Below are 20,843 nucleotides of genomic sequence, written 5' to 3'. Positions count from 1 at the left end.
TTCGATTGAAATAAAACTACATCGAATAATCGATTTTATTCAAAGCAACTACCCTACATACAATGAACCCAGACCGAGCGCTTTGACAAGAGCACGAAGCAATTTGATAAGTGCCTAATGTCTACTTGGCAAACCAGCCATCTTTTGGCCAAACCAGCCATATTCTTTTAATAAGAAAAAATAATTGGAGTCTCTTGTGAGCAAATTTATTAAGTGGTTTAAAGATCTTCATATGGAAGATGTCGGTGAAGTAGGCGGAAAAAACGCCTCTTTAGGTGAAATGATTTCCAACCTGACAGACCTTGGCATTCAAGTGCCAAACGGTTTCGCAACTACTTCCTATGCTTATCAAAGCTTCATCACAGAAAGCGGCCTAGACGAGAAAATCCATCAAGCACTAGACGCATTGGATGTGGACGACGTTCACGCCCTCGCTGAAACCGGCGTAAAAATTCGCCAATGGATTGAAGACGCGACTTTCTCGGCAGAATTTGATCGAGAAATCGAAGCGGCTTTCGCAACCCTTTGCGATGACAACGCAGAAGACACCTCATTTGCGGTTCGTTCTTCTGCCACAGCGGAAGATTTACCAGACGCGTCTTTCGCAGGTCAGCAAGAAACTTTCCTAAACGTGAAAGGCTTGGCAGACATCAAAGCTTCCATCAAACGCGTTTTTGCTTCCCTATTTAATGACCGCGCGATTTCTTACCGCGTTCACCAAGGCTTCGAACACCAAGGCGTGTCTTTGTCCGCAGGCATCCAAAAAATGGTACGCAGTGACATCGGCGCTTCTGGCGTACTTTTCACTCTAGACACGGAATCTGGCTTTGACGAAGTGGTCTTCATCACCGCCGCTTACGGCCTTGGAGAAATGGTTGTACAAGGCACCGTGAACCCAGACGAATACTACGTTCACAAGCCAACACTGGCAGCTAATCGTCCAGCCGTTGTACGTAAGAGCCTAGGCAGCAAAGCACAAAAAATGGAATACGCCGAAGCTGGCAGCGATGACGAATTCGTCAAAATCGTCCCAGTCGCTTTGGATGACCAAAACCGCTTTGCACTGACTAACGACGAGATTCAAGACCTTGCTCGCCAAGCCTGCATCATCGAAAAACACTACCAACGTCCAATGGATATTGAGTGGGCGAAAGACGGCATCGACGGCAAGATTTACATTGTTCAAGCACGTCCAGAAACCGTTCGTAGCCAAACCAATGCCCAAAGCATGGAACGATACAACCTGAAAAAAACCTCTCAGGTGATGATCACAGGGCGCGCTATTGGTCACAAAATCGGCACAGGCGCGGTAAAAGTATTGTCTTCTATTACCGAGATGGACCGCATCCAACCGGGCGACGTTCTAGTGACCGACATTACCGATCCAGATTGGGAACCTATCATGAAACGTGCTTCAGCGATTGTCACCAATCGTGGTGGTCGTACATGTCACGCAGCGATTATCGCTCGTGAATTAGGCATTCCAGCGGTCGTGGGCTGTGGCGATGCAACCGACGTATTGCAAGACGGCCAAGTCGTCACCGTATCCTGCGCACAAGGCGACATGGGCTTTGTTTACCAAGGTGAACTGCCATTCGACATCATCACCTCTGAAGTCGGCAACATGCCTGAACTGCCAGTAAAAATCATGATGAATGTGGGCAACCCAAACCGCGCCTTTGACTTTGCCATGCTGCCAAACGCTGGCATTGGCTTGGCTCGCTTAGAATTCATCATCAACCGCATGATCGGCATTCACCCGAAAGCCTTATTGAACTACGCAGAAATGACACCCGCGTTGCAAGAAGAGATCAACCACCGCATCGCGGGCTACTCAGGCCCTGTGGAATTCTACATCGACAAACTGGTCGAAGGCGTCGCCACACTGGCGTGCTCTTTCTCTCAAAAACCAGTCATCGTGCGATTATCTGACTTCAAATCAAACGAATACCACAACCTTGTGGGCGGTCCATTGTTTGAACCAGACGAAGAAAACCCAATGCTTGGCTTCCGTGGCGCAGCACGCTACATCGACGACTCGTTCCGCGACTGCTTCGCCCTAGAATGTGAAGCCATCCGCCGCGTTCGTAACGACATGGGCTTAACCAACGTACAAATCATGATCCCATTTGTTCGTACCTTGGAAGAAGCACAACAAGTCACCGAACTGCTTGCTGAACAAGGCTTGGCTCGTGGCGAAAATGGCCTGAAAGTCATCATGATGTGCGAACTACCGTCCAACGCCCTATTGGCTGACGAGTTCCTAGAATACTTCGACGGCTTCTCCATCGGATCGAACGACTTGACTCAGCTAACTCTCGGACTTGACCGCGACTCAGGATTGATCGCAGACAAATTCGACGAACGAAATCCAGCCGTGAAAAAACTGCTGAAAATGGCCATTACCGCTTGTCGTGAACAAGGCAAATACGTCGGCATCTGCGGCCAAGGCCCATCCGACCACGCCGACTTCGCCGACTGGCTAGTAGCGCAGGGCATCGAAAGCATGTCTCTTAACCCAGACACAGTGATCGAAACTTGGCTACACCTTGATGAAGTATTGAAAAATACCGAATTGAACAACAAAGCCATTTAAAGAATCTTCCGCCGCGCGGCAATCCGTGCAGCGGGAAACCAGTCTGCGTTTGGTGTTGTGTTTTTTAATACAACACCAGATCAGAATGCTGTGTAAAAGCAGCGCGTGACCTTATCGTAGTCACTCCCTAGTTTTATAGCCCCGCTCTGCGGGGCTTTTTTTTGAGTCCCTTCCCCTTTCCTGTAGGTTGGGCTTTAGCCCAACAACCCCAAAATAAATCTAGGCACAGCAGCTTCCATTCAAACGCTTTGTATTCCCAACCTTTATTCCGCTCTGCTGAGCGTGTAACTTTTTGCTAGCACCCAAAAAGTAACCAAAAATTCGCTTTATCGGGCTATCGCCCAAACGTCTCATTCACTTTGTATATATTCGTTTTGGCAAGACGATTTTTATCGTAAGGCATAGATTGTTTTTACAGACTTAAGAAAGGGTATTTTTAACTGCCTCTGAAACTCCATAGAGTCGCGCAACTTCGTCGCGTCGAACGGACTTCATCGGTGATACCGCTATTTCGTACTTTTGGTTCCATTCAAACGCTTTGCATTCCCAACCTTTATTCCGCCCTGCTGAGCGGGTAACTTTTGCCAATCGATGCAAAAGTAACCAAAAAATCTTTTATCGGGCTATCGCCCAAACGTCTCATTCACTTTGTATATATTCGTTTTGGCAAGACGATTTTTATCGTAAGGCATAGATTGTTTTTACAGACTTAAGAAAGGGTATTTTTAACTGCCTCTGAAACGCCATAGAGTCGCGCAACTTCGTCGCGTCGAACTGACTTCATCGGTGATACCGCTATTTCGTACTTTGGTTCCATTCAAACGCTTTGTATTCCCAACCTTTATTCCGCCCTGCTGGGCGTGTAACTTTTGCCCAGATCCGCAAAAGTAACCAAAAAGTCTCTTTATCGGGCTATCGCCCAAACGTCTCATTCACTTTGTTTATTATCGTTTTGGCAAGACGGTTTTTATCGTAAGGCATAGATTGTTTTTGCAGGCTTGAGAAAAGATATTTTTAACTGACTCTGAAACTCCATAAAGTCGCGCAATCAGGATTGCGTCGAACTGACTTCATCGGGATTTCAAGCGCAGAAGGTAATGTCTACTGATCACCAAGTCCCTTCCCCTTTTATCTTCAAGGGGAAGGCGGAGGATGGGGTTAATCTCTTTTCGACTATATTCCCACCTACCCGTAGGGCATCATGAGCGCAGCGTAATGTGCCGCTGAAAGCGAAGCTTTCATTATTCCCACTAAAAATAAGTCATTCCCGCGAAGGCGGGAATCGATCTCTTATGGGCTAGGATAAGAAACTGCCTTTTTGAGCCGAAAATTAAAACGTAATTTATGGGTGTAAATACAGTTTATTTTTATGGTTGCCAAATTTTGGCTCGGTTTGCCAGTTTTAAATAGTCGTTTTTTGCGTATTTGTACTGGCAGCAAATTAAAAAGTCTCCTAATATCAATGAATAAGCATATCGGAAGACGAAATAATATGCTGGAAATAAATGCGTAAACGCGCATGCTCATTTTTTCAGGATTTAATTTCTTCTTCAGAAGCTTTGAAATTAGCTCAATGCGCACTTGCGATAAAAATATTAGTTCATTAAATTTTTTTCATAAAAACGGAGTCAATATGGATGATTTCACACTACCACCATTGACTGATGAGGATGTCATTTTAAACTCTAGGTTAGAACATTTGTATAACCATGATTTTGGTGGAGGTCGTTTTTTTCAAGTTATCTTTTCAGACCAAAATGAAACTCATGTAAAATTAGCAGCAAGAACTTCTTTCAAGGTTATCTATCTTAAAGATAAAGACAATATTGAAGGGTTTGAAATTATTAAAGTGGTCTCTGGTAAAGAAAAAGAACGCGTGAAGTTATCTAAGTTTAACTTGGAGCAACTTACATGTTTCTTAGAGTTCATACAGGAGCTGGACTTCAAAGATATTACTAGACGCCGAATATCATTAGCCGATGACGAATTAAGCATTTTAGATTCTGAAACCAAAGCAAAAATCGCCACTTTGCTTAGTGGTGAAGATGGGGGAGACTTGGTTTACGATCTATTAGATAAAGGTCTAATTACAAATCAAGATCTTGTTAATACCGGTTACAGAAAGCACCAATTAGAGGTGTTTGAGTCGTTATTATATAAAGATGGCTTGTCAGCATATAAAGAGCAAATAGATACACCAAACACTAAAGATGAAACAGCTTGGCAGCATTTTTTCAGTTCCAATGAATGGATATTTGGTTACGGCCTAGATTATCGATTTCAAGGAATCCTTCAAAAAGAATTTCATGCTTCAACGTCAAATGCTGCAGGTAAAGATGAAGTTATATCAGACTTTCTATTGGGTGATAGGAGATTTACTACTTTTGTGGAGTTGAAACTACCGACTACGAACTTATTCAATAAGTCAAAAAACAGGTCTAATTGTTGGAGTCTATCAAATAACCTTATCGATGCCTACTCACAAATTCTAGAGCAAAAAGCTAGTGGTCAAATTAAAATTGAAACTACCAAAGAGCTTATAGGTGATGACTATGAAGAAATTAAGCAAAAAGCTTATGACTCTAAAACCATATTGATATTGGGGTCTTGGTCAGAAATAAAAGATGACTCTCCCGGAATTAAGCGGATTAAAGAAAAAACGTTAGAATTGTTTCGTAGAGACTCAAGAAATGTAGAACTAGTTACTTACGATGAACTCTATGATAGAGCGAGATTTATAGTACATAATGAAAAGCATGCAAAGCAAAACCAACAATCGCAATCATAGCGTCTCGTGCGAGACGTGCATGTTGCGAACGTTCAGAAGCCCCATTCGACACAACCGCAATATTTCTTGCAGCGTTAACCTGAAATAAGCAGAGAGAACATGTTTTCAATCATAGATCTTCATCATGACTACTTACTTATCTCAAAAATGAAGATTCCAACAAAAAGAAAAGCACGATTAATTACTGAACTATTAGCCGAGTCAGATAACCCTTGGAGAGTTATAGGTATCACGGAAAAGGCATTTAAAGTGTTTTCTGAGAACGATTTTGATCGAATCCCTCGAATGAGGATTAATCGAGCTCATCTTGTTAACAGGATTGAGACTTTTACCCATCTTTTTGAAAAAATCTATACTGATCCAAATGAATGGTGGAATTATTATTATGATCGAGATAAAACAATATTATCTACTTCATCTGAAAACATGACAAATGATCTTTCTAGCATAATATATTTTGACCGCTTTGACTTTTTTAATGTGAAAGATAATTTATTCAAAACTGTTGGCTTTACATGGTCTTATAGTAAAAAGAAAGAAAAGCAATTTCTTATGCAATTGGCAAAAGAGCTAAATGCATAACAAAGCACTCAAGCCGACTGCGCTAACGCGCAGTCGCTGAGTTTAATCGTTAACCATCTGGGAGAGATATGTCCGAGTATAAGCTTATGAAAGAAATCATAGATCTTTCAGTATCCAAGGTTTGGGATGCCGCGAAGCTCGAATGGTCGTTGGCACAAATATATGAGGCAGATGAGCCTGAACGCTGTTTGTGCGGCCACTTCCCAATCATTGAAATATGTATATTGCAAAACAAGCATAATCATAACCAAGCTACGCTTGGAAACTGCTGCGTTAAAAAGTTCATAGGACTGCCTTCGGATAAAATATTCCAAGCTGTTAAGCGTGTGCGTAAAGATAATGAGAAATCACTCAATGCCGAAGCTATAATCCATACGTATAGAAACGGCTGGATTAATGAGTGGGAGTACAACTTTTCCATCGATACTATACGGAAGATAAAACTGTCAGTGAAACAGCTTCAAACACGCGTCAAAGTGAATGAAAAATGCTGTTCAACATGCGTCGTGGCAATCAAAATGGTTAACAAGGTAATAAAAAATCGCTAGCAAAAGGCGCAGGCTTGACTCACTACCGCTCACCTTTATTGCGGCGTTATGTTTTTAGGAAAATTTTGTGGAAATAACAATTAGAACAATTAGAACAATTAGGGCCAGATGAAAATTAAAACTATAAAAAATTGGAGTGAATTTGATAATGCTGTCGGAAGAAAAAACTTCCGCAAGTGGATTTTTAGAGGACAATCCTATTCAGATTGGCCTCTTGAAAGTTCATTGCATCGTGCATTCGAAGAAGCACAGTCAATACATAAACTTAAAAGCGGGAAAGAAAAAAAACTTAACCGAGTTGAGCATGAAAAGGTAATGATAGACCGTTTCAAGTGTAATGCTCACTTGTATCTCGATCACTTGCCTCAGCCTGAAGATCTATTAAGTTGGCTTTCATTAATGCAGCATCACGGTGCTCCGACTAGGCTGTTAGACTTTTCATTTTCACCCTATGTTGCATTGTTTTTTGCTTTAGAGTCTGGTGAAGAGGATGCTGCTGTTTATTGTATTAATCATGATGCCATCCGAAACGACGATGATGAATATTTTGGGAAGAATCGGCTTGAAGTATATTCCAGAATTCTTGAACCTATAAATAGGCAAGATGATCCATGCCTTTTCGCATTTGAGCCTACATTTTCTAACCAACGTTTACTTTCTCAGCAAGGTCTATTTGTGGCAACGAATACGCTAGACTTAAGCCATGGAAAGATATTGAACGACTACGACATTCAAGATACCGATGTCATTAAAATAGTTATACCTGCTGAACAAAGGTTCGAGGGCCTTAGGAAATTAAATAAGATGAATATCAACTCTTCTAATATATATCCAGGCTTAGATGGTTTTTGTAAGAGTATGCGCAGACAGCCAATTTTTGGTCTCGAGTGGCAGAGAAGAGTTGGAAATGAACTTTAGGACAAGCCGCTGAAAGCGCCGTCACAAGCCCATCCCGAATGCGCGACCCTATGGAGTTTCAGAGTCAGTTAAAAATATACTTCCCAGCACCATCAAAAACAATCTATGCCTTACGATATAAATCGTCTTGCTAAAGCTAACCTAAAACGGATTGAGTCAGACGTTTGGGCGATAGCCCGATTAAAGATTTTTTGGTAACTTTTTTATCGCTTGAAAGAAGTTACCCACTCAGCTTTCCCCTGAATTAAAACTCGGAAATAAAGATCGGGAATACAAAGCGTTTGAATGGAAACCTTTATAAAGCCCAGCGTTAGTAAGGATATCTTATCAAGGCTATTTCATTGACCGACGACCTATATAAGGACTATATTTGGTCATAATGAAGAGGTATTTATGAAGTTATCAGGTCAAATCAAGCCTATTAGCTATTTGAAAGCTCATGCTGCTGAGGTCGTGCGTAACCTGTCTACGAATATGCAGCCGATGGTGATCACTCAAAACGGTGAAGCTAAGGCGGTTATACAAGACATCAAAAGCTATGAGCAAACTCAAGAGACTATGGCGCTACTTAAGATGTTGGCTCTGGGGCAGCGCCAAGTAGACGAAGGCAAAGTTCAGCCTGCAGGTGATGTTGTTGCCAAGCTTCGTAATCGGAGCAAAAGTCGCTAATGAGTTATCAGGTATTTCTCACTGATGATGCCGCTTACGATCTTGAGGCTCTATACGACTATATCGAATCTCATGACGCACCAGAAAAGGCAAATTACGTTCTCGACAAAATCGAAGAGACATTTTTAAGCCTTGCCGATAATCCAGAACGCGGGACTTATCCAAATGAGTTGCTAGCTATCGGCCTACGGGAGTATCGAAAAATCTATTTCAAACCCTCCGTATTATTTATCGAATCAACTCGCTGTCTGTTTATGTCATGGTGATCGCCGATGGTCGTCGCGATATGCAATCGCTTCTAGAACGCCGTTTGTTCCAAGACTAAGGGGAATAAAGGGTCAGCCAGATTAGATGAAAAATAGGATAACTTTTCATCTAATCCTCATGTCAAAAAATATTTACGAATCACTGTGGATGTCCCATTCACAAGATATTAATGCTCCTAATCCTAACGAAGTATAAAAACTATCTGCATTGATTTTGACCAAAACTTGCTTAAGCAGCACTTGTAAAAACAAAACAAAGATAAAGGAAACTTTGTGATCAATAATTCTGGTGATTATATCCAGATATGGATAAAATCACCCCGAATTTTAAATCAGAAAAATTAAATTGTATTTTTACATGGAGTATCAAATGACAACCCCTTCCTTTCGAACTTTAAAAAATTCTATGGTTTGCTTATCTATAGCAACAGCTTTAACTTTAGCAGGCTGTTCGGTAAACCAGTCGCATCGTGCTGTAAAATCGGAGACAGTAAAAAGCTATAACACTGATTATAAAGGATTAAAAACTACGTTGGTTGTTGGTAATTTCCAAAACCGCTCTTCATACATGCAAGGCCTTTTTTCGTCAGGTACTGACAAACTAGGTAACCAATCTAAAACCATTCTGAAGACACACCTTCAACAAACTAATCGATTTAAAGTAGTAGACAGAGAGAATTTAGAAGTTTTAAAACGTGAAGCCGAGCTGAATGGTATAAAACAAACTTTAACTGGTGCTAGATATACAATTACCGGTGATGTAACAGAATTTGGGCGAAAAGTAACTGGAGATAAACAGCTTTTTGGAATTCTTGGATCTGCTAAAACTCAAACTGCCTATGCAAAAGTCAGCATTAACATTGTCGATGTTGTGAACGGAGAGATTGTTTATTCAACACAAGCCGCTGGCGAATATGAACTCAGTAATCGCGAAGTAGTAGGCTTTGGATCAACTGCTAGTTACGATGCAACACTAAACGGCAAAGTATTAAACTTCGCTATCACAGAAGCAGTAAATAATATTGTACGTGATCTAGAGAACGGCACATGGGTGGTGCTATCAAATGAGCAGTAATAAAAACATCAAACACTCCAATAAAGTATCTTTCGCTATAGTATTTTTTTCGTTGTTTATCTTGAGTGGCTGCGCCACTAAGAAAAGCACTTTCTACTGGGGAGAATACGAAAACATGCTATATGGAATGTATATCGAGCCAGGTAGTGCTGATTCGACCACTCAAATTTCGACCTTAGTAACAGATATTCAAAAAGCAGAAGCACAAAATATTCCCGTGGCACCTGGCATTCATGCCCATCTTGGCTATATGTATGCTTTAGAAGGAAATGTGGCTCAATCTAAATCAGAGTTTATGACTGAGAAAACCTTGTTTCCAGAATCTGCAATACTTATAGATGGAATGATGAACCGCTTGGAAGGAACTAAATGATGCTAACGTTTAAAAAAGTGTTTTTACTATTCACGCTCTCATTAGCTCTTTTAATTACAGGGTGTTCAACACCTCCTCCTTATAATTATGACGCACTATTGGCAGCTGAGCCTAGATCAATCTTGGTGATTCCACCTAAGAATAACTCTGTAGAGGTAAACGCACCATATATTTACCTATCAACAATAAGCAGACCATTAGGTGAAAAAGGCTATTACGTATTTCCAGTAGCTGTCATTGATACTTTTATGAAAGAAAATGGATTGCCAACGCCGGAAGAAATGAATTCAGTTCCTCTCGACAAGCTGTATGAACATATTGGTGCTGATGCAGTATTGTATGTCGAAATTAATGACTGGGGGCAAAAATACAACATACTATCTTCGGATACTGTAGTTAACGTGTCTATGAAGCTAGTTGATGGAAAAACAGGCGTTCTCTTATGGGATGCAAGCGCTTCTGTCGTCCAAAGCTCTAATTCAGGTAATAATGGCTTAATCGGTAGCCTAGTAAACGCAGTTGCTTCACAAATAATGAACTCTATTTCGGATCAAACTCCGACTGTCGCGAGAACAGCAAATAATATCGCACTATATAGACATAATCAGGGATTACTGAATGGTCCCTATGCCGCACCTAATGTACAAAAGTAACTTCTAATTTGTTGTAAATACTCCAATCACTAAAGCATTACAGTAGTTGGAGTATTTTTTATAAAATTTAACCTTCCCTTTTGAAATCTTCCTAGCAGTATAAAACAACCCCTAACGTCCAAACTGTTGGTCTAACCAATCAAAAGAAGCGTTTTGCATGTCTGCTGTGTAAGTGTGGCCTTTGTTTGGCCAGATTTTTGTTTCTAAACTATCTGATACGTTATTAGCAGCCCAAACAGAATGCAGGGTTGAAAAAGCGTCGTTGACCGAGTCAACAGGAAATAATGTGTCTTCTTCACCCGCATAGACTAAAAGTGGCTTGGGAGCGCTGAGGGCGGCGATATCTGGATAATCTAGGTATCGAGCGATAAATGGATGTAACATGGCAAACGCAGATTGACCTTTTAGTTGATTGTTTCCGGGAACCATTAATCCTTTCATGGTCGCCATCCAGCAGTCGACGATACCTGCTGTAATGTCATCTGATAAAGCTGTCACTTGCCAAGCACGAAATGCGCCCATAGAAAAACCAACCGCTGCGACCTGAGTTTTATCAACCTTAGGTAAATTAGCGAGAAATTTAGCTGCTCGTACATCTTCCAAAGCAATAATGCCTGCGTAAGAAGTGCCTAGGTTAAACAGATTGGACGCCAATGCTTGTTGCGAATCGGTTTTAAAACCGTCAACGCTTCTATCGCCCCAGCCCAAAGCGTCAATGGATAAAACAACATAACCACGTTTCGCAAGTACATCTCCAGGAAAGCGACCTGTGAAGAATTTATCAGCCCATGCTTTGGAAGAAGTAAGGCGTTTGTCGTCCCCCCACGTTTCGACAAATTTTTCTTTGCCTATATCGAACTTACTGCCATGGTCATGCAAAAACAGTGCGGCGGGAAAAGGACCGTCTCCTTTTGGAACTAACAAGAGCGCTAAGACTCGACTCTCATTGCTGATATTAAAGACTATTTTTTTCGCGAGATAACTGCCACGATCAATTTCATCAATCACCACGGCATCAAAAGGAGTATCATCCTGATAAGGAAAAATTAATTCTTTAGCTTTAGCTAACCCTTTTTCTTTCCATGCTTGCGGGTCTTGAATAGTTTCATTCCAGCCTAAAGCGAACGGTATTCGATCTTTAAGTTTTTGGTAGAACAAAGGAAAACTGCGGTCTGGGGAGTTTATTGCTTGAGTCTGATAATCCGTTGGGATTTGGTCATCTACCTCGCTGGTTGTCACGTTTTGGGCCCACCCTGAGAAAGAAAAAGTTACGCATAGCGAAGCTAAAAACACTTTTGTTTTACATTCCATGTCATCACCGAATTTTATTAGATTTATTGTTAATTCAGCTTTTTAAGATAAAGATATCTACGTGATAATCAACTATTTTACAGACAAGTTAGTGGCTGTTTTTTTGCTAATAAAGAAAGCTTGCAGGCTAGCGCCCTCTCCACACATATAGCAGAATGCGCATCATTGGCGGCATAAAGTATCTGGTTTTCTTTCAGTGGATAAGCGCCCCAGTTGGATTTTTGGGCGCCTTTGCCAAGGCGTTTTCCCAGTACCATGGCGACGGCGGCGCGGGCGCCGATGCTGTTTTTCTCTCCGACGAGTTGCTTTAAGGTGACAGACAAGTCTTGCGTGTTGGTGATGTCGATGTCGAGTTTGTTACGCAGTTCTTTGTTATCGTCTTTTATACCAAAGCCGATTTTTTTGATCTTCGAGTTGGTTAGTATTTCCTTGGCCGCAGCGACAGCCGAAGGAAATCGAGTTGGGAATAGGAATGCTTTTGACTCTGTCGCCAGTTGAATCAGCGATGGGCCTGGGCTGACCTCACCTTTGCGAAAAATCGGTTTGCTCTCGGTATCGAATCCGATAAAAGCCTCGTTTTCTAGCTCTTTTATGGCTTGTGCGGCATCAAGTTCGTTTTCAACGATGTAGATGTCGGAAAGACCAAGGCCAATATAAAAAGGTAATTCGCTGATCTGTTCCTTGGTAGGACGTTCCATTCTTTGTCTCTTTTTTTCTCTTGTTTCTTTAAGCTTTTTTTAGATCAAATAGCACGTCGTGGATTTCCGCTTTTAGCTCTTTATCGATGATTTTATTGCTGTGGATTTTAGCTTGTTCAAGATATTCGATGGCACTAGCGTTATCGCCAAGCTCTATTTTCAGTTGAGCAGCAGCGAAGCCGATGGAAGATAGATAGTCTTTTGAGTTAATAGCAGCGGCTTTTTCTAAGGCTTTATCGTAGATAGCAATCGCTTGTTCTAAATCGTCGGTAAAGTCACCAAGGGTTTCCCATTGAACTGGGTGATCTTTGTCTGTGCCGTCGTTGTCATCACAGATTGCTTTCAATTCTGCATAATAAGCATCAAAGCCCGCTTGGTCTTTTTTGTTCGCGCAGGTCATGAGTTCTTTGGCTAAAAAAAGCACTTCTTTGTATATTTTAGTGTTCATATTTCACTCTGTTTGATGCATTCAATTATGTAATAACGAGTATGGTAATTTTAATAGACTATTTATGACAGCTTTTCGCTGGGTTCTTAACAAATAATAGGAGTTATCTAAATGCAAGTTCATGAATGTGTCTCTTTTATATTGCTAAAAGACGATCAGGTGTTGTTAGAGAAACGCGCTAAAGACAAAGAATATGATCCAAGTCTGATTGCGATTCCTGGTGGTCATATGGAGCTAGGAGAAACACAAGAACAAGCCTTGTTACGAGAGCTGAAAGAAGAGCTAGATATCGTCCCAACGTCTTATGTCCACTTGTGTTCTCTTTATCATCCAACAGGTGAGCTTCAACTCATTCACTATTACGTCGTCAATAGTTGGGAAGGTAAGATATTGTCTCTAGAGGCAGACGAAGTGACTTGGCATTCTCTTGATTCTAATCCTCTAGATGTTGAGGCTGATAAATTGGCGCTGTCAGAGTATCGAAGACTTAGCTTATCATTTGCAATCATGTAAATTCATAAGGCGAAGCAGAATAAGAGCATTTAAAGTGAATGCTGAGCGTACGGGATGAACTACGAGTAAATTTGGTTTATCGCAAAAATCAATATCATTGGTTAATTAAACAATTACAAATAAAAACATTGCATCTCTATTATAAAAATGCTTTTTGCTAAAAGCAGCTCTTAGATTACAAGGGCAATAACAATAAAAATGGAGAACAAGTATGTTTAAAATTGTTAATAACATCGTAATTTGCTCCACCTTTTTACTGAGTAGCGTTAGTGTGTTCGCCACTGATGAAAACCCTAATAGAGATAATCGCTTTGAAACGAGGTTCATCTACGAATCACGTGTAACAATAGACAAAAAACGAGTCACTGTTGGGCAAAGCAAGTATGGTGAACGAGGCATTATTTGGATCACAGGCGGTGAGTTTGCAGGACCATCTTTAAAAGGGGAAGTCATATCTGGTGGGGGCGACTGGCAGCTAGGTAGACCAGACGGCAGTAAAGAATTAGATGCTAAATACGCACTGAAAACCGACGATGGTTTTGTGATATTGGTTCAAAACAAGGTTACTATTAACTCAGAACCCACCAAAGAAAACCCTAGCAATCGTTATGCCCGAAGCGTATTAAGCTTCGAAGCACCTATCGGCAGCCCCTATGAATGGATGAATAAATCCGTTTTTCTAGGCACATTAGACAGAGCCGATAATTACAACGAAGATCCAGCAGTGATCATTCGAGTGTGGCAAGTGCTCTAAACGCCTTATTAAGCTCCGATATTTAAGCGTTATCGGAGCTTAATTCATTTAGGCCTCTTTTTTGTCGAATCAAGCTCACTTCAGCCAAAACAACGATCCCCAATACCAACCAAGATCCCATGATGACGCCGCTCCAACCATCCGCTTGCCAGAAAGGATCAAGATAAAACCCACCAAGACTGGCGCCTAGATAGTAAAATACCAAATACAAGGAAGAGGCACTGGCTTTGGCATGTTTGGCATTACGACTCACAAAGCTACTGGTAGTAGAATGACATAAGAAGAAGCCAAAGCTGTTTATCAATAAGCCCGCGATAATCGACAATAAAGAGTCGCCCAATGTAACTAACGAGCCAAACATGAAGATGCAGGTACCTAATACCATAATGTTGGGTTGGCTCCAGCGTTTGGCAAGCTTGCCTGAAATCGCCGAACCCAAGGTGCCAGACAAGTAAGTTAAGAAAAGCAAACCAACGTATTTAGCCGTTAAGCTGTAAGGCGCGGCCTCCAAGACGAAAGTCACATAACTGTATTGATTGATAAAAATGAAGAAGCTAAAACCACCGATGAAATAACTGGTTAATAAGCGACGATTCTGCAGATGGCTTTTCATGTTCATCAGGATATGACCAACACGCAGTGGTTTTGCTTCAAAGTGCTGTGATTTTGGCAGTAGAAAGAAAAAGGCTAATAAACAAATTAAACTAATCACACTCATGACGCCAAAAGTTGCCGAGCGTCCTAGCCATTCACCAACAAAACCACCAATCAGACGGCCACCAATGCCACCTAACGTGTTACCACTGATGTACAAGCCAACCGCAACCATCAAGGCTTCTGGTGTATATTCGTCGCCCAAGTAAGCAACGGCAATAGCAGGCAACCCAGCTAGAAAGAAACCTTGCAGGGCACGCAATGCCAATAATGATTCGTAACTTTGTACTAGGGATAAACAGAAAGTAGTCAAAGTAATACCAACCATGGTCATCACCATAATCCCTTTGCGACCTAAGGCATCTGAAATTGGACCGTAGAAAAGCAAGGATATGCCCAACGTCAGAGTTGTAATAGTAAAGCTACCGCTGGCTTGTAATGGACTAATGGAAAATTCGTTGGCAATCATTGGTAGCAAAGGCTGCGTCACGTACACATTGGCAAAAATCATAAAAGAGCCAATGACTAGAGCCAAGGTTCCTCGCCAAAATACCGAACTACCTACTTCTATCACAGCAAAACTCCACAGACATCAAAAACAAATCAAACAAATATTATTGCGATACTATACGCCTCACCATTTTATCAATAAAATATATTCGTTTTATCCAATCCATAAGGGTTATTGATGGACATTAAGCCGCTACGTTATTTCATTGCGATTGCAAAAACAGAAAGCTTTACCAAAGCAGCTCAGCAGCTTGGCGTTGCGCAGCCAGCTGTCAGTATGGCAATCAAAAAATTAGAGACGGATTTAGGTTTAACCTTAATTCATCGAGCAGATAGAAATGTAGGGCTAACCGACGAAGGTAAAAAGTTGCTAACTCATGCAGAAAAAATCATTCAGGCAACGGACGATGCCCTATTGGAAATGAGTGAGCTAAAAGGTTTGAGTCAAGGTGAAGTACGTGTGGGGATTCCAAGTATGCTGGGCTCTTATTACTTCCCGCCTATTCTGATGGCATTTCGCCATAAGTATCCAAGTATTGCCTTAAAAGTCATTGAGGGAGGAACTTGGCAGTTACAAAAGATGCTCGAAAATGGCGAATTAGATCTTAGTGTCATCGTCGCTGAAACACTTCCTGATAGTTTAGAAACTCAAGCACTGATTCGAGAAGAAATGCTGGTAACCATTGCAACCGACCATCCTTTCAGCCAACTAGACAGAATCTCACCAGAAGCCTTTTTTGATGAAGAACTGGTGATGTTTAAAGAAGGCTACTTCCACCGCCGTATTGTCGACAAGCTAGCGAAACAATGCAAAAAGACGCCCAAAATTGGTTTTGAAACCAATTTAATTCCACTAATAAAATCCATTACCCAGCAAGGCTTTGGCATATCTACCCTACTCGCCATGGTTATCGAAGAAGACGATGACCTAATTACTCGCCCTTTTGATCCACCAATCTGGCTAGACCTAGGTATTGCTTGGCGCAAAGACAGTTACCTTTCAAAAGCCAATCGCGCTTTTTTAGAGTTTGTCAGTGAGCATGGACAATATAAACGCTGAACCAATAAAAATGCCTGCCCTACACAACAACAGGACAGGCACTTGGCATCATTAAAAGGTGTTTAGTGGAATAAGCGTGCTTCAAACAAAGAAGAGTTCTTGAAGCGATGCAAGCTTTTCGCACCAGCCAATACGGCAAGATCAAGTACTGGCTCTAACAATACAACGCTCATATACGCCATACCAAACGTTGCCACAGAGACTAAGTTTTCAGCGCCGAAACCTTGGCCATAAAACGCCCAAAAAGCCACCCAAGCAACAATGCCACCTTGGTAAGTTAAGGACAGTTGCAAGGCTTGCTTGTAGCTAATATCAACGTAAGCGGTATTGACCACGATCGTACGACGGGCAACCGCAGACATAGCAAACAGAGGCAACAATAAGGTCGTCACGTTCATACCATATTGAGGCAGATCAAACTGAGCAAAGAAAACGCCTTGTGTTAACAAACCTAATATCAAACCAATAGAAGCAGCCGCAGGGCCAAAGATTAAAAAGAGCGTTGAGCCTAATATAAGATGAACTTCGGATACACCAACAGCGTGATGAGGCAAAAGTTCAAAAAAGGCAAAAACAAAAAGTGTAGTCAAAGTACTGCGACTGATTAAAGACATAACACCGTCTTTTTTTATCATATCGATAGAGGCTTTTGCGGAAAAGCCGAAGGCGGCCAACGCCGTAGCGTAACTCAAAACGATTTTTGCGCCGTCAACGACGCCTGGTTCAATATGCACTATGTGCCTCCAAAATATGCTTCATACTCACCCGTATGATTCAAATTAACGGATTTTTGCATGGCAATATTTGCCGATAGCAAAATCCTAATCAATGAAGGCCGGTCTCCGGACTGATAAGTGTTTGGCAGATCTGTATTTATTAAAGCCCCTCGTCCCTTCCCATTCAAAAAAATTTCTATCTATGAACAGTGGAAGCGAGAAAAATACACCACTTATTTACCGTTGCGGGGGCAGTACAGGGATTACTTAACAAAAAGCTCACCTGTTTCCCGTTTCACCCATAAGGGCACCTTCACAAGAACTGGTATTCATGATCTTAATGCAAGATTAATAACCGATTACCAGAGATTCGAAGCGTACGGTTTAACTTAAATTTTAGCAACTAAAGTAATGGAAATACTGAACGCTTAACGAACACCCTTCATACAAAGAAGAAAGGCATTCATAATTTGGAAAATTTTAAGAAGGTTTACGCCCAGATAAAGAGCTACGAGCATTCATACGCGACTCAATATTCTTCAGCAAGGAAGTTCTATGAAAGATAGTACCGCCAATAATCCCAATCGCACTACCAATAGAAATATCGATCAAACGATGTTCTAGTAAAACCTCAGTCGTCATATTGACACTCGTAATTTCAGCCATAATAACCGTTAACGGTGTAATAAAAATCACAGCTGCACCATAGTTCTTTATGATCAACAACTCCACGACAAATTGAAAGAAGATCATACTTAACGCTAAAACCCAATAATTTGGATGTAAAGAAAACAAGCACCAAGCGACTCCCATACCAATTGCCGTACCCACAATACGATGAATATTTCGGTGCCAGATCATACGATAAGTCGCACCTTGTAAAACAGCTGCACAAGAAATTGGCACCCAAAGTGCATTAGGTAATTCAAGTAAAACAGCAACGAGATAAGAGAGAGAGATAAAGAAAGCCACCAAAGCAGCCTCTAAAATAATCGCATTAACCTGAGTATCTGTTTCTACTTTTGTTATCGGCAGATCATTTGCACCAGTCATCAGACTATAAATAAACGCCAAACCACAAGATAACATTCCCCCTAAAGCGACCATACCGATATTTGATGACCACTTACTTAAATCAAAAGGTAAATAAATCGCCAAAGCAGAAACAAGAATAAAGAAAAAGCTACCGGGAGGAGATAGACGATAATATCGGGTAATAACAATCGCGCCGAAGGACAGTAGCCCAAGAGCAAAAACAGCAACGTAAGGGTTGAAACTAGAAAGAGAGCCTATTGTAAAACACACCATGAAACCAAAAGAGCACATGGCGAGAGTCACCATTCGATGTGCTGTACGAGTTTTAGGCAAATATAAAATAACCATTGCTCCTAAACTAGACAAGGTCGCTACTGCAAATTGATTTGTCGCGGCGCCAATCAAGGCAGGAATACCAACACAAACAGAAGCAAGTACTGCAAGGTGCCAAGGACGCTTAACGTCACTCCACGAAAAAAGCCCCTTTAATTGGGTTAATAAAACATTCAACAAGCATACACCCCACAAAATTGTTTAGTAGATAAACATTATAACATCATTATCACGCTTCAATTCTGAAAAACTTCAAACATAAATTTCATAGTTCTGGTAAAACCAACACCCATACAGTTTAGATGAGAAAAACTAAACAATTATTTGAGTAAAACTGTTTAGAAAGATAAAAAATCATCTTATTGGTCAATGTTTTATAAATAGCTATATATTTATTCCATAAAAAAAATTTATAATCTTTTTTGTAAGTTTTTGTTCGTACCGCCTACTAAATAATGATTTCTGCAAGGACACAGATTATGAACCTGATCCGCACTCTCCTATCCTTTTTAATGAAGGATAAAATAATTGCCTCACCCAATTTTAACCGTTGGCTGGTACCACCAGCCTCAATAGCCATTCACCTATGTATTGGTTCTGTTTATGCTTGGAGTATTTTTAACCCAGCATTAACGAAAGAGTTTGGTGTTGTAACCAGCGCTGCACAAGACTGGAGTCTTAGCAGTGTTGTATGGATATTCTCTGTTGCTATTGTTTTTCTGGGTCTATCTGCTGCAATCGCAGGTAAATGGCTAGAAGAAGTTGGCCCTCGTTGTGTTGGTGTAACGGCGGCATTCCTTTGGGGCGGCGGCTTTATTATCGGCAGCGTGGGTATTTCAACTCATCAGTTGTGGTTGGTCTATCTAGGGTATGGAGTTTTAGGTGGCTGTGGTTTAGGGCTTGGTTACGTGTCCCCAGTTTCTACACTACTTCGCTGGTTCCCAGATAAGCGCGGTATGGCCACAGGTATGGCGATTATGGGATTCGGTGGCGGCGCAATGATTGGCGCACCGCTAAAAACCTTTTTATTAGAAAAATTCGCAGTAGCTCCAACGTATCTTGGACCTGAATCTGCGGTTAGTCTCATTACCGAAGGCGGTAGACGCTTTGCAGAAATGGCAAGTGGCAAAATAGAAGTGGTTGTTGCCAGCGCTTCTGAAGCGGCAAAACTACCTGTTCCAGGTGATGCCGGTGTTTACGTGGTTGGGACAGGTAATACCGGTGCTGCCAGTGTTTTCTTAACGCTTGGTATTGTGTATTTCATTATCATGATGATTGCTTCGTTTGCTTATCGCGTTCCGCCTAAAGATTGGAAACCTGAAGGTTGGACTTCACCAGCAAAAGATGCGGCCAACACTATGATCAGCCGTAATCATGTCCATATTGATCAAGCCCTAAAGACGCCTCAGTTTTGGCTGTTGTGGATTGTATTGTGCTTTAACGTGACTGCTGGTATCGGTGTAATCGGCATTGCTAAAACAATGATGACGGAAATCTTCGGATCAACCCTTCCGACTATCGCCACAGCAAGTTTTGCTGGCACTTATGTTTTGATGATTTCTGTTTTTAATATGTGTGGTCGATTCTTCTGGGCATCAACATCAGACTTCATTGGACGCAAAAACACCTACCACTGCTTTTTCGTACTCGGCACAATTCTGTACCTATCTATCCCTTACGCGGCGTCAGCTGTAAGTGCAGATCCATCCATTACTTGGCTGGTTATGTTCTACGCAGCAACCATGATTATTTTCACTATGTACGGCGGTGGCTTTGCTACGATTCCAGCTTACTTAGCGGATATTTTTGGTACGCTACATGTTGGCGGTATACACGGTCGATTACTTACTGCATGGGCAACCGCTGGTGTACTAGGACCTTTTGTTATTACTTACTTAAGAAACCTATCGGTGGAAAACGCGATTAACGATTTAGTCAGTAAAATTGACCCTGCCGCATTTGAACAAAAATTCAATGCGTCCGTTTCTCAGCTAAATGAGCTAATCGCCGCAAAATCCGTGACCGTAGCTAAACTGATGGAAATTGCCCCTGCAGGCACAGTCGATCCAACATCGAGTCTTTACAATACAACAATGTATGTAATGGCAGGTTTGTTAATTGTCGGCTTCTTTGCCAATTTAATGGTGCGACCAGTTAATGAAAAACACCATGTGGAAAAAACGCACCCAAATCTATAGTCGATAATCTCAGCGTACAATCGGTTAAAAAACCAAGCCAACAAGACAAATTCTGTCTTGTTGGCTTTTGCATAAAGTGTTTCGATGAAATTAAAAGCAATCAAGCCATGACTTAGGATTGTTAAAAAGTTCACACACTCATTCT

General features: G+C 41.4%; 20 protein-coding genes and 1 riboswitch. Of the genes, 14 read left to right on the top strand and 6 right to left on the bottom strand.

Annotation, left to right across the window (positions count from 1 at the left end; translation table 11 throughout):
* Positions 1 to 196: 196 nt before the first annotated feature.
* The 10 genes from ppsA (at position 197) to CYL31_RS06835 (ending at position 10,468) form a co-directional block, all read left to right on the top strand.
* A complete protein-coding gene (gene ppsA, locus CYL31_RS06880; RefSeq protein WP_212918194.1) occupies positions 197 to 2,596 on the top strand; it encodes a phosphoenolpyruvate synthase in 2,400 nt (799 codons plus the stop codon).
* Positions 2,597 to 4,229: 1,633 nt separating this feature from the next.
* Complete coding sequence (locus tag CYL31_RS06875; protein ID WP_212918193.1) at positions 4,230 to 5,384, top strand: Shedu immune nuclease family protein; 1,155 nt, start codon at positions 4,230 to 4,232, stop codon at positions 5,382 to 5,384.
* Between the two features lie 99 nt (positions 5,385 to 5,483).
* A complete protein-coding gene (locus tag CYL31_RS06870; protein ID WP_212918192.1) occupies positions 5,484 to 5,966 on the top strand; it encodes a hypothetical protein in 483 nt (160 codons plus the stop codon).
* 68 nt (positions 5,967 to 6,034) lie between these two features.
* Positions 6,035 to 6,514 (top strand): hypothetical protein, encoded by a 480-nt coding sequence (locus CYL31_RS06865; RefSeq protein ID WP_212918191.1) that lies wholly within the window; start codon positions 6,035 to 6,037, stop codon positions 6,512 to 6,514.
* A 108-nt stretch (positions 6,515 to 6,622) separates the two neighbouring features.
* Positions 6,623 to 7,432: an FRG domain-containing protein gene (locus CYL31_RS06860; RefSeq protein WP_212918190.1), complete on the top strand. Its 810-nt coding sequence runs from the start codon at positions 6,623 to 6,625 to the stop codon at positions 7,430 to 7,432.
* A 393-nt stretch (positions 7,433 to 7,825) separates the two neighbouring features.
* Positions 7,826 to 8,101, top strand: coding sequence for a type II toxin-antitoxin system Phd/YefM family antitoxin (locus CYL31_RS06855; protein WP_212918189.1), 276 nt, complete (start codon positions 7,826 to 7,828; stop codon positions 8,099 to 8,101).
* Positions 8,101 to 8,367, top strand: a complete 267-nt coding sequence (locus tag CYL31_RS06850) for a type II toxin-antitoxin system RelE/ParE family toxin (protein WP_212918188.1) — start codon at positions 8,101 to 8,103, stop codon at positions 8,365 to 8,367. The genes CYL31_RS06855 and CYL31_RS06850 overlap by 1 nt, the downstream gene beginning before the upstream one ends.
* A 370-nt stretch (positions 8,368 to 8,737) precedes the next feature.
* The gene (locus CYL31_RS06845) at positions 8,738 to 9,442 is read left to right on the top strand and encodes a CsgG/HfaB family protein (RefSeq protein WP_249411720.1); all 705 of its coding nucleotides are present in this window, start codon (positions 8,738 to 8,740) and stop codon (positions 9,440 to 9,442) included.
* Positions 9,432 to 9,815 carry a DUF4810 domain-containing protein gene (locus CYL31_RS06840; RefSeq protein WP_212918187.1) on the top strand — a complete coding sequence of 128 codons (384 nt, stop codon included), beginning with the start codon at positions 9,432 to 9,434 and terminating at the stop codon, positions 9,813 to 9,815. Before CYL31_RS06845 ends, CYL31_RS06840 begins: the two co-directional genes overlap by 11 nt.
* On the top strand, positions 9,812 to 10,468 hold the full coding sequence (locus CYL31_RS06835; RefSeq protein WP_249411719.1) for a DUF799 domain-containing protein: 657 nt from the start codon (positions 9,812 to 9,814) through the stop codon (positions 10,466 to 10,468). The genes CYL31_RS06840 and CYL31_RS06835 overlap by 4 nt, the downstream gene beginning before the upstream one ends.
* Before the next feature lie 111 nt (positions 10,469 to 10,579).
* On the opposite strand, the gene CYL31_RS06830 is transcribed toward CYL31_RS06835, so the two are convergent.
* The 3 genes from CYL31_RS06830 to CYL31_RS06820 form a co-directional block, all read right to left on the bottom strand.
* The gene (locus CYL31_RS06830) at positions 10,580 to 11,707 is read right to left on the bottom strand and encodes a dienelactone hydrolase family protein (protein WP_212918186.1); all 1,128 of its coding nucleotides are present in this window, start codon (positions 11,705 to 11,707) and stop codon (positions 10,580 to 10,582) included.
* A 149-nt stretch (positions 11,708 to 11,856) separates the two neighbouring features.
* A complete protein-coding gene (locus tag CYL31_RS06825) occupies positions 11,857 to 12,477 on the bottom strand; it encodes a 3'-5' exonuclease (protein WP_212918185.1) in 621 nt (206 codons plus the stop codon).
* Positions 12,478 to 12,505: 28 nt separating this feature from the next.
* Complete coding sequence (locus CYL31_RS06820; protein WP_212918184.1) at positions 12,506 to 12,925, bottom strand: Rpn family recombination-promoting nuclease/putative transposase; 420 nt, start codon at positions 12,923 to 12,925, stop codon at positions 12,506 to 12,508.
* A 111-nt stretch (positions 12,926 to 13,036) separates the two neighbouring features.
* Here CYL31_RS06820 and CYL31_RS06815 point away from each other — a divergent pair, with 111 nt between their 5' ends.
* Together CYL31_RS06815 and CYL31_RS06810 are read left to right on the top strand one after the other, a co-directional pair.
* On the top strand, positions 13,037 to 13,438 hold the full coding sequence (locus CYL31_RS06815; RefSeq protein ID WP_212918183.1) for an NUDIX hydrolase: 402 nt from the start codon (positions 13,037 to 13,039) through the stop codon (positions 13,436 to 13,438).
* Positions 13,439 to 13,649: 211 nt separating this feature from the next.
* On the top strand, positions 13,650 to 14,192 hold the full coding sequence (locus tag CYL31_RS06810) for a DUF3237 domain-containing protein (RefSeq protein WP_212918182.1): 543 nt from the start codon (positions 13,650 to 13,652) through the stop codon (positions 14,190 to 14,192).
* 22 nt (positions 14,193 to 14,214) lie between these two features.
* Here CYL31_RS06810 and CYL31_RS06805 read toward each other — a convergent pair whose 3' ends face one another.
* Positions 14,215 to 15,420, bottom strand: a complete 1,206-nt coding sequence (locus tag CYL31_RS06805; protein WP_212918181.1) for an MFS transporter — start codon at positions 15,418 to 15,420, stop codon at positions 14,215 to 14,217.
* A 114-nt stretch (positions 15,421 to 15,534) separates the two neighbouring features.
* Between CYL31_RS06805 and CYL31_RS06800 the strand changes: the two genes are divergently transcribed.
* Entirely contained in the window at positions 15,535 to 16,416 is an 882-nt protein-coding gene (locus CYL31_RS06800; protein WP_212918180.1) for a LysR family transcriptional regulator, read from the top strand.
* 62 nt (positions 16,417 to 16,478) lie between these two features.
* Here the strand turns inward: CYL31_RS06800 and CYL31_RS06795 are convergent, their stop codons facing one another.
* Positions 16,479 to 17,150 (bottom strand): energy-coupling factor ABC transporter permease, encoded by a 672-nt coding sequence (locus tag CYL31_RS06795; protein ID WP_212918179.1) that lies wholly within the window; start codon positions 17,148 to 17,150, stop codon positions 16,479 to 16,481.
* 82 nt (positions 17,151 to 17,232) lie between these two features.
* A riboswitch (cobalamin riboswitch) is annotated at positions 17,233 to 17,462 on the bottom strand.
* Between the two features lie 150 nt (positions 17,463 to 17,612).
* Positions 17,613 to 18,680, bottom strand: a complete 1,068-nt coding sequence (locus tag CYL31_RS06790) for an FUSC family protein (RefSeq protein ID WP_212918178.1) — start codon at positions 18,678 to 18,680, stop codon at positions 17,613 to 17,615.
* Between the two features lie 299 nt (positions 18,681 to 18,979).
* Here CYL31_RS06790 and CYL31_RS06785 point away from each other — a divergent pair, with 299 nt between their 5' ends.
* The gene (locus tag CYL31_RS06785; protein ID WP_212918177.1) at positions 18,980 to 20,698 is read left to right on the top strand and encodes an OFA family MFS transporter; all 1,719 of its coding nucleotides are present in this window, start codon (positions 18,980 to 18,982) and stop codon (positions 20,696 to 20,698) included.
* Positions 20,699 to 20,843: the final 145 nt, after the last annotated feature.

The organism is Marinomonas sp. A3A, assembly GCF_018336955.1.
Taxonomy (GTDB): domain Bacteria; phylum Pseudomonadota; class Gammaproteobacteria; order Pseudomonadales; family Marinomonadaceae; genus Marinomonas; species Marinomonas lutimaris.
The sequence above is the reverse complement of the archived record's forward strand: the minus strand, read 5'-3'. Positions and strand labels throughout refer to the sequence as shown.

Excerpts from the sequence above, each read along its gene's own strand:
- CYL31_RS06875 (WP_212918193.1), top strand. The coding sequence starts at position 4,230 with ATGGATGATTTCACACTACCACCATTGACTGATGAGGATGTCATTTTA.
- CYL31_RS06865 (WP_212918191.1), top strand. The coding sequence starts at position 6,035 with ATGTCCGAGTATAAGCTTATGAAAGAAATCATAGATCTTTCAGTATCC.
- CYL31_RS06840 (WP_212918187.1), top strand. The coding sequence starts at position 9,432 with ATGAGCAGTAATAAAAACATCAAACACTCCAATAAAGTATCTTTCGCT.
- CYL31_RS06825 (WP_212918185.1), bottom strand. The coding sequence starts at position 12,477 with ATGGAACGTCCTACCAAGGAACAGATCAGCGAATTACCTTTTTATATT.
- CYL31_RS06850 (WP_212918188.1), top strand. The coding sequence starts at position 8,101 with ATGAGTTATCAGGTATTTCTCACTGATGATGCCGCTTACGATCTTGAG.
- CYL31_RS06835 (WP_249411719.1), top strand. The coding sequence starts at position 9,812 with ATGATGCTAACGTTTAAAAAAGTGTTTTTACTATTCACGCTCTCATTA.
- CYL31_RS06810 (WP_212918182.1), top strand. The coding sequence starts at position 13,650 with ATGTTTAAAATTGTTAATAACATCGTAATTTGCTCCACCTTTTTACTG.
- CYL31_RS06855 (WP_212918189.1), top strand. The coding sequence starts at position 7,826 with ATGAAGTTATCAGGTCAAATCAAGCCTATTAGCTATTTGAAAGCTCAT.
- CYL31_RS06845 (WP_249411720.1), top strand. The coding sequence starts at position 8,738 with ATGACAACCCCTTCCTTTCGAACTTTAAAAAATTCTATGGTTTGCTTA.
- CYL31_RS06800 (WP_212918180.1), top strand. The coding sequence starts at position 15,535 with ATGGACATTAAGCCGCTACGTTATTTCATTGCGATTGCAAAAACAGAA.
- CYL31_RS06815 (WP_212918183.1), top strand. The coding sequence starts at position 13,037 with ATGCAAGTTCATGAATGTGTCTCTTTTATATTGCTAAAAGACGATCAG.
- CYL31_RS06820 (WP_212918184.1), bottom strand. The coding sequence starts at position 12,925 with ATGAACACTAAAATATACAAAGAAGTGCTTTTTTTAGCCAAAGAACTC.
- CYL31_RS06870 (WP_212918192.1), top strand. The coding sequence starts at position 5,484 with ATGTTTTCAATCATAGATCTTCATCATGACTACTTACTTATCTCAAAA.
- CYL31_RS06860 (WP_212918190.1), top strand. The coding sequence starts at position 6,623 with ATGAAAATTAAAACTATAAAAAATTGGAGTGAATTTGATAATGCTGTC.
- CYL31_RS06785 (WP_212918177.1), top strand. The coding sequence starts at position 18,980 with ATGAACCTGATCCGCACTCTCCTATCCTTTTTAATGAAGGATAAAATA.